Source organism: Pseudooceanicola marinus, from assembly GCF_002786295.1.
Classification (GTDB): Bacteria; Pseudomonadota; Alphaproteobacteria; order Rhodobacterales; family Rhodobacteraceae; genus Pseudooceanicola; species Pseudooceanicola marinus.
On record NZ_PGTC01000009.1, the window covers coordinates 124,843 to 139,535 of the forward strand.

Consider the following 14,693-nt stretch of genomic DNA (forward strand, 5'->3'; position numbering starts at 1 on the left):
ACCCGGCCCCTTTCGCTGCCATCCCCCTGCCTGCCGGAGGCGCCATCCCGTGTTCAATCTTTTCCTGCTGCAGCTTCTGAACGGGGCGCAGTTCGGCATCCTGCTGTTCCTCGTCGCCGCCGGGCTGACGCTGGTCTTCGGCATCATGGACTTCATCAACCTGGCCCATGGCGTCCTCTACATGGTCGGCGCCTACCTGATGGCGACCTTCGCCGGGATGACTGGCAGCTATTGGTTCGGCTTGGCTCTGGCGCTGCCAGCGACGCTGGTCTTCGGGCTGGTGCTGGAGTTCCTGGTGTTCCGAAGGCTCTATGACCGCAGCCATCTGGATCAGGTGCTGGCGACTTTCGGGCTGATCCTGATGCTGTCGGAAGGGGTGAAGATCCTCTGGGGCTCGGCGCCGCTGAACGTGGACATGCCGGCGCTGCTGTCGGGGTCCGTGCCGCTGGCCGGGCCGCTGCAATACCCGGTCTATCGGATCGCCGTGATCGCTGCGGGGCTGGCCAGTGCGGTCGGCCTCTGGGCGCTGATCAACCACACGCGGGCCGGGATGCTGCTGCGGGCGGGTGCGTCGAACCGGCCCATGGTTGCGGCGCTTGGCGTCGACATCTCGCGCCTCTTCATGCTGGTCTTCGCGGGCGGCGCAATGCTGGCGGGGTTCGCGGGCGCCATCGTGGCGCCGATCCTGTCGGTGGATCCGGGCATGGGCGAGTCGATCCTGATCCTGACCTTCGTGGTGATTGTCATCGGCGGGGTGGGATCCATCCGGGGCGCCTTCCTGGCCGCGATCCTGGTGGGCGTCGTCGATACCGTGGGCCGCACCTTCGGGCCGATCTGGCTGCGCATGGTGATGGACCCGGCGGCGGCCTCGCAGACGGGCCGCATGGTGGCGCCGATGCTGGTCTACCTGCTGATGGCCGCGGTCCTCTTCTGGTCACCCACGGGCCTTTTCGGCCGCAAGGGGGCGAAATGAGCACCCCTGCCACCCGCACCCTGGCCCCGCGCCTGAGCGCCGCTCTGGCGATCTTCGTCGTCATGGCCGCCGTGCCGCCCCTGGCGCTGGCCCTGGACGACCCGTTCCTGATGGTCATCGCCAGCCGGATGCTGGTCTTTGCCATCGCCGCCCTGTCGCTGGATCTGATCCTGGGTTACGGCGCCATGGTCAGCTTCGGCCACGCCGCCTACCTTGGCATCGGCGCCTATGCGGTGGCCCTGGGCGCCCGCTGGGGGGTGACCGACCTCCTGGCGCAGATCCTGCTGGGCATGGGGATGTCCGCCGCCTTTGCCACGGTGACCGGGGCGATCAGCCTGCGCACCCGGGGCGTTTATTTCATCATGATCACCCTGGCCTTCGCGCAGATGGCCTATTTCTTCTTCGTGGCGCAGTCCTCGCTGGGGGGCGACGACGGGGTGGCCCTGCAGGCGCGGTCCACCCTGCTGGGCCTGCCGCTGGAGGGGGATCAGACGCTTTACTACACCATCCTCGGCGCGCTGGTGGCGATCTACGCGGGGCTTTACCGGCTGACCCTGTCGCGCTTTGGCCGGGTGCTGAAGGGCACGCGGGAAAACGCGCTGCGCATGCAGGCCATCGGCTATCGCCCCTTCCGCTATCAACTGGTGGCCTATGTCATCGCCGCCTGCCTGTGTTCCGTGGCAGGCGTGCTGCTGGCAAACCTCACTGAATACGTCTCGCCCGCCTACATGAGCTGGCACCGCTCGGGCGAGCTGATCGTGATGCTGGTCTTCGGCGGCATCGGCACGCTGACCGGGGCCGTGGCGGGGGCGCTGGTGGCCGTGGGGCTGGAAGAGCTGCTGGCGGTCTTCTCCGAGCACTGGCGCCTGGGCTTCGGCCTGATCCTGGTGCTGGTGGTGCTGTTCTCGCCCGACGGTCTGACCGGGCTGATGCGGCGCCTCGGGCTGCGGGCGCCCGGCCTGCGCAACGATGGGGAGGGGCGCGGCGATGACTGACCTTCTGGAGGTGCGCGACCTGCGCAAGAATTTCGGCGCGCTGGCGGTGACCGATGGCGTCGACATGCGCGTGGCGGAGGGAGAGCTGCACGCCGTCATCGGCCCCAATGGCGCGGGCAAGACGACGCTGATCGCGCAGCTGTCGGGGCAACTGGCGCCCGACAGTGGCCGGGTGATCTATGCCGGGCGCGACATCACCCGCGCCGACATGGCCGCCCGGGTCGAGGCCGGGTTGGCGCGGTCCTTCCAGATCACCGCGTTGCTTCCGGGCATGACGGTGCTGGAAAATGTTGCGCTGGCGGTGCAGGCGCGCTCCGGCTCCTCCTTCCGGTTCTGGCGCGATGCCGGGTCGGAGGAAATCACCAATGCCCAGGCCCGCATGGCGCTGGACGAGGTCGGGCTGGCCGACCGCGCAGGCGCGCTGGCCTCTGCGCTTTCCCATGGCGAGCAGCGGCAGCTGGAACTGGCCGTGGCCCTGGCCACCAAGCCGCGCCTGTTGCTGCTGGACGAGCCGCTGGCGGGCACCGGCGGGGCCGAGGCGGAGCGGCTGATCGCGTTGATGCAGCGGCTGAAGAAGCGGCTGACGCTGGTGCTGATCGAACATGACATGGACGCGGTGTTCCAGCTGGCCGACCGGATCTCGGTGCTGGTCTACGGGCGCATCGTCGCCTCCGGCCCGCCCGCGGCGGTGCGTGCGGACCCGGCGGTGCGGGCAGCCTATCTCGGCGAAGAGGAGGGCGCGTGATGCTGCGGATCGAGGGGTTGCGGGCCGGCTATGGCGAGGCGCAGGTGCTGCACGGCGTGGACCTCAGCGTCGGTGCGGGGGAGGTGGTCACCCTGATGGGCCGCAATGGCATGGGCAAGACCACGACGATCTCGACCCTGTTCGGCCTGCTGCCCGCGCGCGGCGGCGTGGTGAGCATCGACGGGCGGGACATGACCGGTGCCGGGCCGCATAGGGTGGCACGGGCCGGGCTGGGCCTTGTGCCCGAGGGGCGGCAGGTTTTCCCCAACCTGACGGTGGAGGAAAACCTGGTGGCCACCGCGCGCGGCCGCGGCCCCTGGTCGCTGCAGGCCGTCTGGGATCTGTTCCCCCGGTTGAAGGAACGGCGGCGCAACATGGGCGATCAGCTGTCGGGCGGCGAACAGCAGATGCTGGCCGTGGCGCGTGCGCTGATGACCAACCCCCGGCTGGTGGTGCTGGACGAGGCCACCGAGGGGCTGGCGCCGCTGGTCCGGGAGGAGATCTGGGCCTGCCTGGCGCGCATCCGCGCCGAGGGCGCCGCGATTCTGGTGATCGACAAGAATGCCGATGCGCTGAGCCGTTTTGCCGATCGGCATTACGTGCTGGAGAAGGGCCAGGTGGTCTGGACGGGCAGCAACGCCGACCTGCTGGCTGACGTGGGCGGGGTGAAGGAGCGCTGGCTGCACGTGTGAGGCGGGCCGCGCCTGCCCGGCGTGTCGGGGCCGGGAGGTTCCGGTTCAGAGGTCTCGCCCGGCGGGCGCGGTCCGCCGGGCCTCAACGGGGCATTGCAGCCTGACCGCCGGGGGCGCTGCCCCCGGACCCCCGGAGTATTTTTAGCTGTCGGATAACAGCGGCGCGGCGCGGGATGGGCGACGGGGCGCGAGGGGGGGCAGGGCGTCGCGCGCTCTTGCACCCGGGCGCCGCCCGGCGCATCTTGCCGCCCGAGGAGACCGAAAAGGACAGTTCATGAGCACCCCCCTGATCATCCAGATCCGCTGCCGCCCCGGCACCACCTATGATGTCGCGGGCAAGATCGTCCTGCGGGAGTTCCACTCCGAGCTCTATTCCACCTCCGGCGAGTTCGACCTGCTGCTGAAGGTCTACCCGCCCGAGGATGCCGACGTGGGCCTGTTCGTCGATGAGTGCTTCAAGGGGATCGAGGGGATCGAGCGGACCTTGACCACGCTGACCTTCAAGGCGTTCTGACGCGCCCGCTGGCGATGGCCTGGGCGTGAGGGCGGTCCCGGCGGGGCCGCCTTTTGCATGCGGGGACGGGGGCGTGCAGGGGCGGGCGCCGTTCAGGCCAGTGCCAGCCGAGGCTTTCCGGGGCCTTGCGGAAGGCGAACGTCACCAGGTCGGTTACGACGATGTGTCTGGCCTGCGCCAGGCCGGCGTCATCTTCGGCGCTCACATGCATGTGAAGCCTGTCGGCATCCGCGCGCGGGGGCGCCGGACCGGGAGCAGGGCGGCACGACCCTCGGTCGCAGTGACGTCCACTTCGACCTTGTGGGCAAAGTGATCGCACAGCTTTTGCAGGTATTTGGATCTGTGGGCGGTGGTGTCCCGGGCCTGGGCTGCGGGACTTGGAAAAGTCTTCTCTGATTATTTCTCTAAGGTATGTTCTTGACCACTTGCGGACGACGCGATAGCCCGAAGCCGATGCCGTCAGCCCACTCCCGCCGCGCGTATCCACGCGCACCGGGGACCAGCCAATCGGCGGGACCCCGAGCCCCAGGAGTTATGCATGACCCTTTTCGAGCGTGTTGCCGCGCATCTTCCGCGCCCTGCCGCCCTCTGTGCCGCCGCTGCCCTGATGGCCGGTGCTGCCCACGCCCAGCCCGTCACCTTCGAGACCGCCGAGGGCGCGATGGAGTTGCCCACGGTGCCCGAGACCATCGTCGCCTATGAATTGGCCTCGGTCGACACCCTGGCCGCCCTGGGCCATGTGCCCGCCGGTGTGCCGGGCCCGATCTACGTGCCGCATATCGCCGAGCAGGCCGCAGATGCGGAAACCGTCGGCACCCTGTTCGAGCCCGATTTCGAGGCCGTGGCCGCCATGCAGCCCGACCTCATCGTCGTCGGCCTGCGCTCGCTGAAACAGAAGGACGCGCTGGAGCGGATCGCGCCGGTGGCCGACATGTCCGTGGGACCCGATGCCGTCACCGACGGCCTGGCCCGCCTGGAGGCCTTCGGTGCCCTGCTGGGCGAAGAGGAGAAGGCTGACGAGCTGGCCGCCCAGGTCGAGGAGAAACTGGCCGCCGCCCGGGACGCCGTGGCCGAGCTGGGGGGCAACGCCCTGATCGTGCTGACCAACGGCCCCAAGGTGTCGGCCTATGGCGAAGGCTCGCGCTTCGGCTGGATCCACAGCCAGCTGAACTGGCCCGCCGCCGCCGACTATATCGACGCCACCACCCATGGGGAGGCGATTTCCTTCGAGTATATCGCCGAGGTGAACCCCGATACGCTGATCGTCGTCGATCGCGGCGCGGCCATCCAGGCCGACACGCAAAGCGGGCTGACCACGCTGGACAACGAGCTGGTCCATTCCACCACCGCCTGGAAGGAGGGGCGCGTCCTCTTCGTGCCGGCGGCGGAGATGTACATCTCCTCGGGCGGGGTGCAGTCGCTGATGACCGTGCTGGACGCCATCACCGAGGGTCTTGCGGAGACCGCGTCCTGAAACTGCCGCTAGCCATGCAGGCCCTGGCCGTGCTGGGGCCTCTCGCCATCCTGTCCCTGTTCATCGGTGCCGTGCCGGTGAGCCTGGGGGATTTCCTGCATGATCCGGACAGCCAGCGGCTGCTCCTGATCTCGCGCCTGCCGCGCACCTTCGCCGCGATGCTGGCCGGGGCCGCCCTGGCCGTCAGCGGGCAGATCATGCAGATCCTGGCCCGGAACCGCTTCGTCGAGCCGATGACGGCCGGCGCGGGCCAGTCCGCGGCCCTGGGCGTGCTGATCGCCGCCATGCTGTTTCCCGCTACCGCCATCTGGGCGAAGATGTCCATCGCGGCGCTGACCACGCTGATCGGCTCGGCGGGGCTGCTGCTGATCCTGCGCCCACTGCCGCCGACCCAGCCCCTGCTGGTGCCTCTGGTGGCGCTGATCTACGGCGGGCTGATTGGGGCCGTCGTCACATTCATCGCCTATCAGGGCGACATGCTGCAGTTCATCGGTGTCTGGTTGACCGGCGAGCTATCGGGCGTGCTGGCGGGCCGGTACGAGCTGCTTTGGATCGCTGGCGTCGCCGCTGCCGCCACCTGGCTGATCGCCGACCGGCTGACGGTACTGGCCCTGGGCACGGATGCGGCGCGCGGGCTGGGCCTGAACGTGCAGGCGATCACCGCCGCCGGCCTGGCCGCGCTGTCGGTGACCACGGCCATGGTCGTGGTGACCCTGGGCGCCATCCCCTTTGTCGGGCTGATCGTGCCCAACATCATCGCCCGCCGCATGGGCGACAACCTGCGCCGCGCCATTCCCGTCTCCGCCTTCACCGGCGCTGCCCTGGTGCTGGCCGCCGACATCCTGGGCCGCGTGCTGCGCGCGCCCTACGAGATCCCGGTGGCCACATTGGTGGGCGTCGTAGGGGCCGGTGTCTTCCTCTACCTTCTTTACAACGAGCCGCGTCATGGCTGAGCTGACCGGCAATACCACCGCGCCGCGCGCGAAGGCCGGGGCGGAGGGGGCGCGGGCCGCGCGGCCGCCCGCCATGGGGCGCCGACTGATCTGGCTGGCCGTGGCGGTCGCCTTGGCCTCTGCCGTCTACATGGTCTACGGCGCGAAGGGGGCCTGGGGGTTCATCCTGCCCTTCCGGGGGCAGAAACTGGCGGCGATGCTGCTGGTGGCCAGCTGCCTGTCGGTGGCGACGATTCTGTTCCAGACCATCACCGGCAACCGCATCCTGACGCCCTCGCTTCTGGGGTTCGACGCGCTGTACGTGATGATCCTGGCGCTGCTGGTGCATCTCTTCGGGGCCACGGGCTACATCGCCCTGCCGACGGGGCTGCTGTTTGCGCTGAACACCGCGATGATGTCCCTGCTGGGGCTTGGTCTGTTCGTCGTCCTGCGCCGTGGCGCGCGGGGGGAGATGATGCGGCTGGTCCTGACGGGCATCATCTTTGGCGTCTTCCTGCGCTCGGCCACGGAATTCGTGCAGCGGCTGATCGACCCGGCGGAGTTTTCGGTCGTCACCTCGGTCAGCTACGCGCGGTTCAACACGGTGGATCCGGTGTTGCTGCCGCTGACCGCCGCCGTCACCCTGCCGGTCCTGTGGCTGGCCTGGCGGATGCGGCACCGGCTGGACGTGCTGGGCCTGGGCGATACCGTGGCGCTGAGCCTGGGGGAGCCACCGCGCCGGGGACAGTCCATCGTGCTGGTGCTGATCTGCGTGCTGGTGGCCGCGGCGACGGCACTGGTCGGGCCCATGGCGGCCTTCTTCGGCCTGATCGTCTCGGCCCTGGCCCATACCGTCACCCCCACCGAACGCCATGCTATCCTGCTACCCTCGGCGGCCCTGACGGGATGCGTGGTGCTGGTCGGCGGCCAGACCGTTCTGGAACGCGTCCTGGCCCTGACCACCCCCATTGCCGTGGTGATCGAAGCCCTGGGCGGGGCGCTGTTCCTGGCCCTCCTGCTGAAGAGGAAACGCGCATGATCCGCGTGAGCAACGTGAGCCATTCCATCGGCGGCGCGCCGATCCTGCACGACATCTCGGTCGAGATCCCCAAGGGCGGCATCACCGCGCTGATCGGCCCCAATGGCGCGGGCAAGTCGACGCTGCTGTCGCTGATCGCCCGGCTGTCGTCCCTGAAGACGGGGGAGATCGAGGTCGACGGCTTGCAGATCGGCCAGGTCAGTGACCGCGAACTGGCCCGCCACCTGGCGATCATGGCGCAGTCGACCCATGTCTCCGCCCGGCTGCGGGTCGAGGAACTGGTTGGCTTCGGCCGCTATCCCTGGCATCGCGGACGGCCGGGACCCGAGGATCATGCCATCGTCGAAAGCGCCATCGCCCGTTTCGGGCTGGGCACCATGCGGCATCGCTTCCTCGACGAGATTTCCGGCGGTCAGCGCCAGCGCGCCTTCGTCGCCATGGCCTTTGCCCAGGACACCGATTACCTGCTGCTCGACGAGCCGCTGAACAACCTCGACATCGCGGGCGCGCGCAGCCTTATGCGCCTGCTGCGGCAGATGGCCGACGAGGACGGCAAGACCATCGTCATCGTCCTGCATGACATCAACTACGCCGCCCGTTTCGCCGACCGGATCATCGCCCTGCACGAGGGCCGTGTGGCCGCCATGGGCGCCCCGCAAGAGATTGTGACCCAGGACCTGCTGACCGATGTCTTCGGCACCGATGCCGAGATTTCCCACCAGGACGGGCGGCCCGTGGTCCTGGTCTGATCCTGCTGATCCGGCAGGCATCCGCGGGCTCGGTCCGGGGCGAAAGCGACCGGAGGCGGCACCGGACGGGCAGGGGCCTTGCCTTCCCCGGCGTGACAGGGAATGTTGACAGTAATTGTCGGTTATCTTACTTCCGGCGCAACGCCAGCAATCACGCGCCCCATGGCCGCTTTGCCAGCCAAGATGGCGCGCCACCACCCAAGGGGTTCTCAGTCCCCCGGCAGGGTCGGGTGGCGCGCGAAACATTTGCCCTGGCTGTGGGGCAACGGGTATGGGCAAGGAGCCCGATCGCAAACGCCCGGAGCTTGAAAGGGAGCATTACAATGGCAATTCGGCAGGCACGACAGGCCCTGATCCTCTCGGCGGCGATGGCCGCGCTGCTCTCCGCCACGCCGGGGATCGCGCAGGAGGCCCCGACGGCCCCCGCAGGGGACACCGCCCCGCAGGTCTCGGGCGACATGGCGCCTACCATGGGCAGCCCCGAGGCGGGCAGCGTCGTGACGGACGAGGCACCGACGGTGCCCACCACGGACAGCGCCCCCGCCGAGACGACTACCGCCCCGGCGCCAAGCGCCCCGGAAGCGGTCGCCGAAAGCACGACCGCCGAGGGTACGGAGCAGACGGCGGAGACCGACACGGTCGACCCCGAAACCGATGCCGCCGCTGAGACCTCCACCGCGACGGAGGCCACGCCGGCCACCGACGGTGCCACGACCCTGGCCGAAACCGCCGCCGAGGAGCTGGCCCCCGATCTGGACGCCGCCGCCCCGGCGCCGGCTCCCGAGGCTGGCCTGGCCGGCGCCTGGGCCCGCACCCAGGACTTCCTGGTCAACGGCGGCCCGGCGATCTGGGCCATCGCGGCCCTGTCGGTCGTCACCGTCGCGCTGATCCTGTGGAAGATCTGGCGCCTGGTCCTGGCCGGCGCCTGGTCGCGCCGCACCTCCCGCAAGGCCGTCGAGGCCTGGGAGAACGGCGAGGCCGGTGTCGCCATGGAAACGATCGAGGGCCGCAAGGGCGTCCGCTCGCGCCTGACCCGCGCCGCCATGCGCGCCCGCCTGACCCTGTCGGACGAGGCCGCCCGCGAGGAGACCAGCCGTGTCGCCCGCCGCCTGCTGGCCGGGCAGGGGTCTGCCCTGCGCGCGCTGGAACTGATCTCGACCATCGCACCCCTGCTGGGTCTTCTGGGCACGGTGATGGGCATGATCTCTGCCTTCCAGGCCCTGCAGGAAGCGGGCAGCCGGGCCGATCCGTCGATGCTGGCGGGCGGCATCTGGGAGGCGCTGCTGACCACCGCCGCCGGTATGGCCGTGGCCATCCCGGCCTCCGCCGCGCTGACCTGGTTCGAGGCGGTGCTGGACAACCTGCGCGCCGACCTGGAGGATATCTCCGCCCGGATCTTCGTGGCTGATCTGCCCGGCGACGGCATGGGCGAGAACATCACCAAGCTGGCCGCGCAGTAAGCCTGCGCCGGGAAATCCCGATGTCCTTCCTCGACCATACCCCGCGCCCGCGCCGGAAGCCCTCGCTCACCCCGATGATCGACGTGGTCTTCCTGCTGCTGGTCTTCTTCATGCTGGCCTCGCGCTTCGGCGCTGACGAGGTGCTGCCCTTGCCGCTGGCCTCGTCCCAGGGGGGCAGCGCCTATGCCGGGCCGCCCCGCCTGGTGGACGTGGGGCCCGAGGGGCTGACCCTGAACGGCCGCGAGACGACGGCGGAGGCCCTGGCCGAACGCCTGGGCGCGCTGACCGAGCGACCCTCGGACACGATCATCCTGCGCGGTCGCGACGGCGCGCCCCTGCAACGGGTCGTGGACGTGGCCAGCGCCCTGCGCGCCGCGGGCTTTACCAACCTCGTGCTGGTGGAGTGATCCGATGGCAAAGTCGCCCATGACCATGAGCTTCACCCCGCCGCCGCGCAGGCCGAAGGGCGAAAGCATCGTGCCTATGATCAACGTGGTCTTCCTGCTGCTGATCTTCTTCCTGATGACCTCGCGCCTGGCGCCGCCGGAACCTTTCGAGGTGGAGCCGCCGCGCGCCGAGGAGGGCGCCGAGGCTGTGGAGACCCCCGTCCTCTACCTCTCGCCCGAGGGCGAGGCGGGGTTCGAGGGGGCGCGGGGTGAGGCGGCCATCGCGGCCTTCGCCACCCGGGCGCAGGCGGCGCCGGGCGCTGAGGCGCCGCAGTTGCGCGCCGATGCCCAGACGGAGGCGGCCGAGGTCGCCCGCGTGCTGAAGGCGCTGACGGAGGCGGGCCTTTCCGAGGTGTCGCTGGTGGTGGCGCCGCGATGAAACGCCTTGCCGAAGCCCTGGCCTTCGTGGCCCTGGCCTTGGGCCTGCACCTGGCCCTTGCGATCCGCGTGCCCGCGTCGGGCAGCGAATCCGGTGGCGCCGGGGGCGAGGCCATGGTCACCCTGCAGGGCGCGCCCGAGGGGATGGAAGAGATGATCCGCGCCTGGGAAACCCCGCCCGAGGCGGAGGTGGACCCCGAGGCGCCGGAGCCGGTGGAACCCGAGGCGGTGGAGGAGATCGCCCGCCCGGTGATCGAGGAGACCCCGCCGCCCAGCATGCCCAGCCTCGACGTGGCCGAGGCCAGCACCGACACCGTCAGCGTGCCCAGCTTCGACACCGAGGTGCCGCCGCCCCCGCAGCCCCCCGAGGAGGTGCCGCAGGAGGTCCCCGAGATGCAGCCCGAGCCGGAGCCCACCCCGGCCGAGGAGCAGCCCGAGGTGGTCGAGGACGCGGCGCCGGCGCTGGCCCCCGCGGCCAGCCTGCGCCCGATGACCCGCCCCGAACGCGCCGCGCCCCGGGTCGAGGCGGCCCCGCCGCCCCCGCCGGAGCCGCAGCCCGCCCCGGAACCGACGCCCGAGGCTCGCCCCGCCGATCGTACCCAGCAGGCCCGCCAGGGCGGCGCGGGGGGCGTGACGCAACGTGCCGCCGGGTCGGGCGGCGCCTCGCAGGCCGGCAATGCCGGCAGCGCCCAGGTGCGCACCGGCAACGCCCAGCAGGAAGCCAAGTTGCAGGCGGTCTGGGGCGCCAAGATCCGCTCGCGCATCGAGCGCCGTAAACGCTTCCCCAACGGGATGCGGGGCCAGACCGGGCGCGTGGTGATGCGCATCACCGTGGGGCGCGACGGGACGATCCTGGGTGCCTCCATCGCGCGGTCGTCGGGCCAGGCGGCGTTCGACCAGGCAGCGGTGCAGGCGGTGCAGCGGGCCGGGCGCCTGCCCTCGGCGCCGAACGGGCTGACCCAGTCGAGCTATACCTTCACCTTGCCGATGGATTTCTCCTGAGGCGTTGAGCCAAGCTGTCAACAGGGGAGAGTGCCAGCTTAACCGGCGCCCGGCGCGCGGCCAGGCCGTCAGCTGCGACATCGTCCCCTTGTCCCGAGGACCGTGCCAACGACGGTGGTCGATGGGGGCTCTGCCCCCGTCGCGCGGCGCCGCGACACCCGCGGGGTATTTTCGGCAAAAAGAAGAGGCGGGCGTGGTCGGCTATCCAAGGCCGCGACCGCGCCAGGGCTCGCTCGCGGGCCGTCGGATCCGCCGGACCCGGGCCTTGGGAGTGTCTGACAGTCGCTTCAAGGCCGACCGGTACGGGGGCGTCGCGGGCAAATCCCGGGCACCTGGGCTTTGGTCCACTTTTTGGGGTTTCCCCAGAGCTTTCCACAACAAATCGTAGTTGTCCCCAAGTTTAGGCTTTACAGAGGGTCGCCCCGGCCACACCATATCTTGTAAGGAGCGGCGGAAATCGCCCCGCTTCTAGAGCAGGCACCTAGCGCTTGGGGCGCTGCCAGCCCCTCGCGCTACCATAAAATGAGGTGGCGTCATGGCATTGTCCGAATCCTTCATTTCCGACGAACTGCACCCGATCGACATCGTCGAGACCCTGGCCGAGCACCACGCCTGGGATTTCGACCGGATCGGCGACGACCAGATCGCCATGGCGGTCGAGGGGCAATGGCGCACCTATTCCATCACCCTGGCCTGGTCGGCCTATGACGAAACGCTGCGGCTGGTCTGCACCTTCGAGATGGAGCCCCCCGCCGAGGCGCTGCCGGGGCTTTACGAGCTGCTGAACCACGTCAATGACCAGTGCTGGGCCGGGGCCTTCACCTATTGGGCCGAGCATCAGCTGATGGTCTACCGGTACGGGCTGCTGCTGACCGGCGAACAGATGGCCAGCGCCGATCAGATCTCCACCCTGATCTCCGCCGCCGTGCTGTCGGCCGAACGCTATTACCCGGCGTTCCAGCTGAACGTCTACGGTGGCAAGTCCCCGCGCGCCGCGCTGGAGGTCGCCATTGCAGAGGCCTACGGCCGCGCGTAACACTGGCCCCCGACGCGAGATTAGCTGAGGGGGAACACATGTCCTTGGACAAGGTGGCCGAACGCGGCCTGGTGCTGCTGGGATGCGGCAAGATGGGATCCGCCATGCTGGCGGGCTGGCTGAAACGCGGTCTGCCCGCGACATCTGTCTGGGTTCTGGACCCGAACCCCTCCGACTGGCTGCAGTCGACCGGCGTGCATTTGAACGACGGCCTGCCCGAGGCGCCCGCCGTGGCGCTGATCGCGGTGAAACCGCAGATGATGGGCGATGCCCTGCCCGGGCTCGCGGCGCTTGGCAACGGGTCGACCCTGTTCCTGTCGGTCGCCGCCGGCACGCCGATCGCGGCCTTCGAGGCGGCCTTCGGCGCCCAAAGCCCGGTGATCCGCGCGATGCCCAACACGCCTGCCGCCGTCGGCCGGGGCATCACGGCCATCATTGGCAACCTCCACACCAGCGAGGCCGACCTGGACCTGGCGGACGAGCTGCTGTCGGCCGTGGGTCAGGTGGTGCGCCTCGACGACGAAAGCCAGATCGACGCGGTCACCGGCGTCTCGGGCTCCGGCCCCGCCTATGTCTTCCACCTGATCGAGACCCTGGCGGCGGCGGGCGAGGCCCAGGGCCTGGCGCCCGAGCTGGCGATGCAGCTGGCCAAGGCCACCGTGGCCGGGGCCGGCGCCCTGGCTGAGGAGGCCGAGGAAGACCCGGCGCAGCTGCGGGTCAATGTGACCAGCCCGAACGGCACCACCCAGGCCGCGTTGGAGGTGCTGATGGATGAGCAGACAGGCTTCCCGCCGCTGCTGAAACGCGCGGTGAAGGCCGCTGCGGACCGGGGACGGGAGCTGGCCAATGGCTGAGGAAATCACCTTCGACGACTTCCTGAAGGTCGACATCCGCGCCGGCCGGGTGGTCCGCGCCGAACCTTTCCCGGAGGCGCGCAAGCCTGCGCTGAAGCTGTGGATCGATTTCGGCCCCGAGATCGGGGAGAAGAAGACCTCGGCCCAGATCACGGCGCATTACACGCCGGAGTCCCTGGTGGGGAAGATGGTCATGGCGGTGGTGAACTTCCCGCCGCGGCAGATCGGGCCGGTGCGGTCGGAAGTGCTGACCCTGGGTGTCGCCGATGACGAGGGCGGCGTGGTGCTGGTCACCCCCGACCAGGACGTGACCCCTGGCCAGAGGATGCACTGATGAGCAAGCGGATCCTGCTGTCCCGCCCGATGCCCCCCGGCACGATCGAGGCGGCCTCGGCGCTGTTCGACGTCGAGGTGCGTGACAGCACTCGGCCCATGTCCGCCGCCGAGTTGCGCGCGGGCCTGGCGGTCTACGACGGGATGATGGTGACCCTGGGCGACCAGGTCACGGCGGAGGTCCTGCAGGATTTCGGCCGTCCGCGCTGCAAGATCCTGGCGAACTTCGGCGTGGGCTATAACCACATCGATACCGAAGCCTGCCGCTCTCATGGGGTGACGGTGACCAACACGCCGGGGGCGGTGACAGATGCCACTGCCGACGTGGCCATGACCCTGATCCTGATGACCTCGCGCCGCGCGGGCGAGGCCGAGCGGCTGGTGCGCGCGGGCCAGTGGGAAGGGTGGCACCCGACCCAGATGCTGGGCCAGCATGTCACCGGCGCCAAGCTGGGCGTGATCGGCATGGGCCGCATCGGCCAGGCCATCGCGCGGCGTTGCCACTACGGCTTCGGCATGGAGGTGGGTTATTTCAACCGCTCCGAGAAGGAGACGGAGATGCCCGCCACCCGCTACGAGACGCTGGAGGAACTGGCGGCCTGGGCCGACATCGTCGTGGTCGCCACCCCGGCCAGCCCCGAGACCCATCACCTGGTGGGCCGCCCGGTCTTCAAGGCGATGCAGCCCCATGCCCGGCTGATCAACATCGCCCGCGGCGATATCGTGGACGAGACGGCGCTGATCGCCGCGCTGGAGGCGGGCGAGATCGGCGGCGTGGGTCTCGATGTCTACGAGTACGAGCCGGAGGTGCCCGAGGCGCTGCTGATCCACGAAAACGCCGTGCTGTTGCCGCATCTGGGCACCGCCTGTCTGGAGGTGCGCGAGGACATGGGCGCCATGGCGGTGGAAAACCTGCGCGCCTTCTTCGCCGGCGAGGACTGCCCCAACCGGGTGAACTGACCTTCCCTCCGGGCGCGGCCTTCTTTCCTATCCGATCGCCGAAAATACTCCGGGGGAGGCCGCCGCAGGCGGACGGGGGCGGCGCCCCAGACCCCATGAGGCTGGGCGTCC

General features: G+C 69.8%; 18 protein-coding genes. 17 read left to right on the forward strand and 1 reads right to left on the reverse strand.

Going from position 1 to position 14,693, the window contains the following annotated elements; genetic code table 11:
- The first annotated feature begins 49 nt into the window (after positions 1–49).
- From CVM50_RS01865 to CVM50_RS01885, 5 genes are all read left to right on the forward strand, one after another.
- Positions 50–973: a branched-chain amino acid ABC transporter permease gene (locus CVM50_RS01865; protein ID WP_085886386.1), complete on the forward strand. Its 924-nt coding sequence runs from the start codon at positions 50–52 to the stop codon at positions 971–973.
- Entirely contained in the window at positions 970–1,968 is a 999-nt protein-coding gene (locus tag CVM50_RS01870) for a branched-chain amino acid ABC transporter permease (protein ID WP_085886385.1), read from the forward strand. The genes CVM50_RS01865 and CVM50_RS01870 overlap by 4 nt, the downstream gene beginning before the upstream one ends.
- Positions 1,961–2,713 (forward strand): ABC transporter ATP-binding protein, encoded by a 753-nt coding sequence (locus CVM50_RS01875; RefSeq protein WP_085886384.1) that lies wholly within the window; start codon positions 1,961–1,963, stop codon positions 2,711–2,713. The genes CVM50_RS01870 and CVM50_RS01875 overlap by 8 nt, the downstream gene beginning before the upstream one ends.
- Positions 2,713–3,405 (forward strand): ABC transporter ATP-binding protein, encoded by a 693-nt coding sequence (locus tag CVM50_RS01880; RefSeq protein ID WP_085886383.1) that lies wholly within the window; start codon positions 2,713–2,715, stop codon positions 3,403–3,405. The genes CVM50_RS01875 and CVM50_RS01880 overlap by 1 nt, the downstream gene beginning before the upstream one ends.
- 274 nt (positions 3,406–3,679) lie before the next feature.
- A complete protein-coding gene (locus tag CVM50_RS01885; protein WP_085886382.1) occupies positions 3,680–3,919 on the forward strand; it encodes an Lrp/AsnC ligand binding domain-containing protein in 240 nt (79 codons plus the stop codon).
- Positions 3,920–4,120: 201 nt separating this feature from the next.
- Here the strand turns inward: CVM50_RS01885 and CVM50_RS22230 are convergent, their stop codons facing one another.
- The gene (locus CVM50_RS22230) at positions 4,121–4,249 is read right to left on the reverse strand and encodes a hypothetical protein (protein ID WP_408634043.1); all 129 of its coding nucleotides are present in this window, start codon (positions 4,247–4,249) and stop codon (positions 4,121–4,123) included.
- A 208-nt stretch (positions 4,250–4,457) separates the two neighbouring features.
- On the opposite strand from CVM50_RS22230, the gene CVM50_RS01895 reads away from it, so the two are divergent.
- From CVM50_RS01895 to CVM50_RS01950, 12 genes are all read left to right on the forward strand, one after another.
- Positions 4,458–5,393 carry a siderophore ABC transporter substrate-binding protein gene (locus CVM50_RS01895; RefSeq protein ID WP_085886381.1) on the forward strand — a complete coding sequence of 312 codons (936 nt, stop codon included), beginning with the start codon at positions 4,458–4,460 and terminating at the stop codon, positions 5,391–5,393.
- A 14-nt stretch (positions 5,394–5,407) separates the two neighbouring features.
- Positions 5,408–6,346, forward strand: coding sequence for an ABC transporter permease (locus CVM50_RS01900; RefSeq protein ID WP_085886380.1), 939 nt, complete (start codon positions 5,408–5,410; stop codon positions 6,344–6,346).
- Positions 6,339–7,364, forward strand: a complete 1,026-nt coding sequence (locus CVM50_RS01905; RefSeq protein WP_232618125.1) for an iron chelate uptake ABC transporter family permease subunit — start codon at positions 6,339–6,341, stop codon at positions 7,362–7,364. Before CVM50_RS01900 ends, CVM50_RS01905 begins: the two co-directional genes overlap by 8 nt.
- Entirely contained in the window at positions 7,361–8,113 is a 753-nt protein-coding gene (locus CVM50_RS01910) for an iron ABC transporter ATP-binding protein (protein ID WP_085886379.1), read from the forward strand. The genes CVM50_RS01905 and CVM50_RS01910 overlap by 4 nt, the downstream gene beginning before the upstream one ends.
- A gap of 323 nt (positions 8,114–8,436) precedes the next feature.
- Positions 8,437–9,573, forward strand: coding sequence for a MotA/TolQ/ExbB proton channel family protein (locus tag CVM50_RS01915; protein ID WP_232618126.1), 1,137 nt, complete (start codon positions 8,437–8,439; stop codon positions 9,571–9,573).
- A gap of 20 nt (positions 9,574–9,593) precedes the next feature.
- On the forward strand, positions 9,594–9,980 hold the full coding sequence (locus CVM50_RS01920) for an ExbD/TolR family protein (RefSeq protein WP_085886378.1): 387 nt from the start codon (positions 9,594–9,596) through the stop codon (positions 9,978–9,980).
- A 4-nt stretch (positions 9,981–9,984) separates the two neighbouring features.
- Positions 9,985–10,398: an ExbD/TolR family protein gene (locus tag CVM50_RS01925; RefSeq protein WP_306372300.1), complete on the forward strand. Its 414-nt coding sequence runs from the start codon at positions 9,985–9,987 to the stop codon at positions 10,396–10,398.
- Positions 10,395–11,399 (forward strand): energy transducer TonB, encoded by a 1,005-nt coding sequence (locus tag CVM50_RS01930; RefSeq protein WP_085886377.1) that lies wholly within the window; start codon positions 10,395–10,397, stop codon positions 11,397–11,399. Before CVM50_RS01925 ends, CVM50_RS01930 begins: the two co-directional genes overlap by 4 nt.
- Positions 11,400–11,934: 535 nt before the next feature.
- Positions 11,935–12,435 (forward strand): type III secretion system chaperone family protein, encoded by a 501-nt coding sequence (locus CVM50_RS01935; RefSeq protein WP_085886376.1) that lies wholly within the window; start codon positions 11,935–11,937, stop codon positions 12,433–12,435.
- Positions 12,436–12,473: 38 nt separating this feature from the next.
- On the forward strand, positions 12,474–13,289 hold the full coding sequence (proC, locus tag CVM50_RS01940; RefSeq protein WP_085886375.1) for a pyrroline-5-carboxylate reductase: 816 nt from the start codon (positions 12,474–12,476) through the stop codon (positions 13,287–13,289).
- Complete coding sequence (locus CVM50_RS01945) at positions 13,282–13,623, forward strand: tRNA-binding protein (protein WP_085886374.1); 342 nt, start codon at positions 13,282–13,284, stop codon at positions 13,621–13,623. The genes proC and CVM50_RS01945 overlap by 8 nt, the downstream gene beginning before the upstream one ends.
- Positions 13,623–14,582: a 2-hydroxyacid dehydrogenase gene (locus tag CVM50_RS01950; protein ID WP_085886373.1), complete on the forward strand. Its 960-nt coding sequence runs from the start codon at positions 13,623–13,625 to the stop codon at positions 14,580–14,582. Before CVM50_RS01945 ends, CVM50_RS01950 begins: the two co-directional genes overlap by 1 nt.
- Positions 14,583–14,693: the final 111 nt, after the last annotated feature.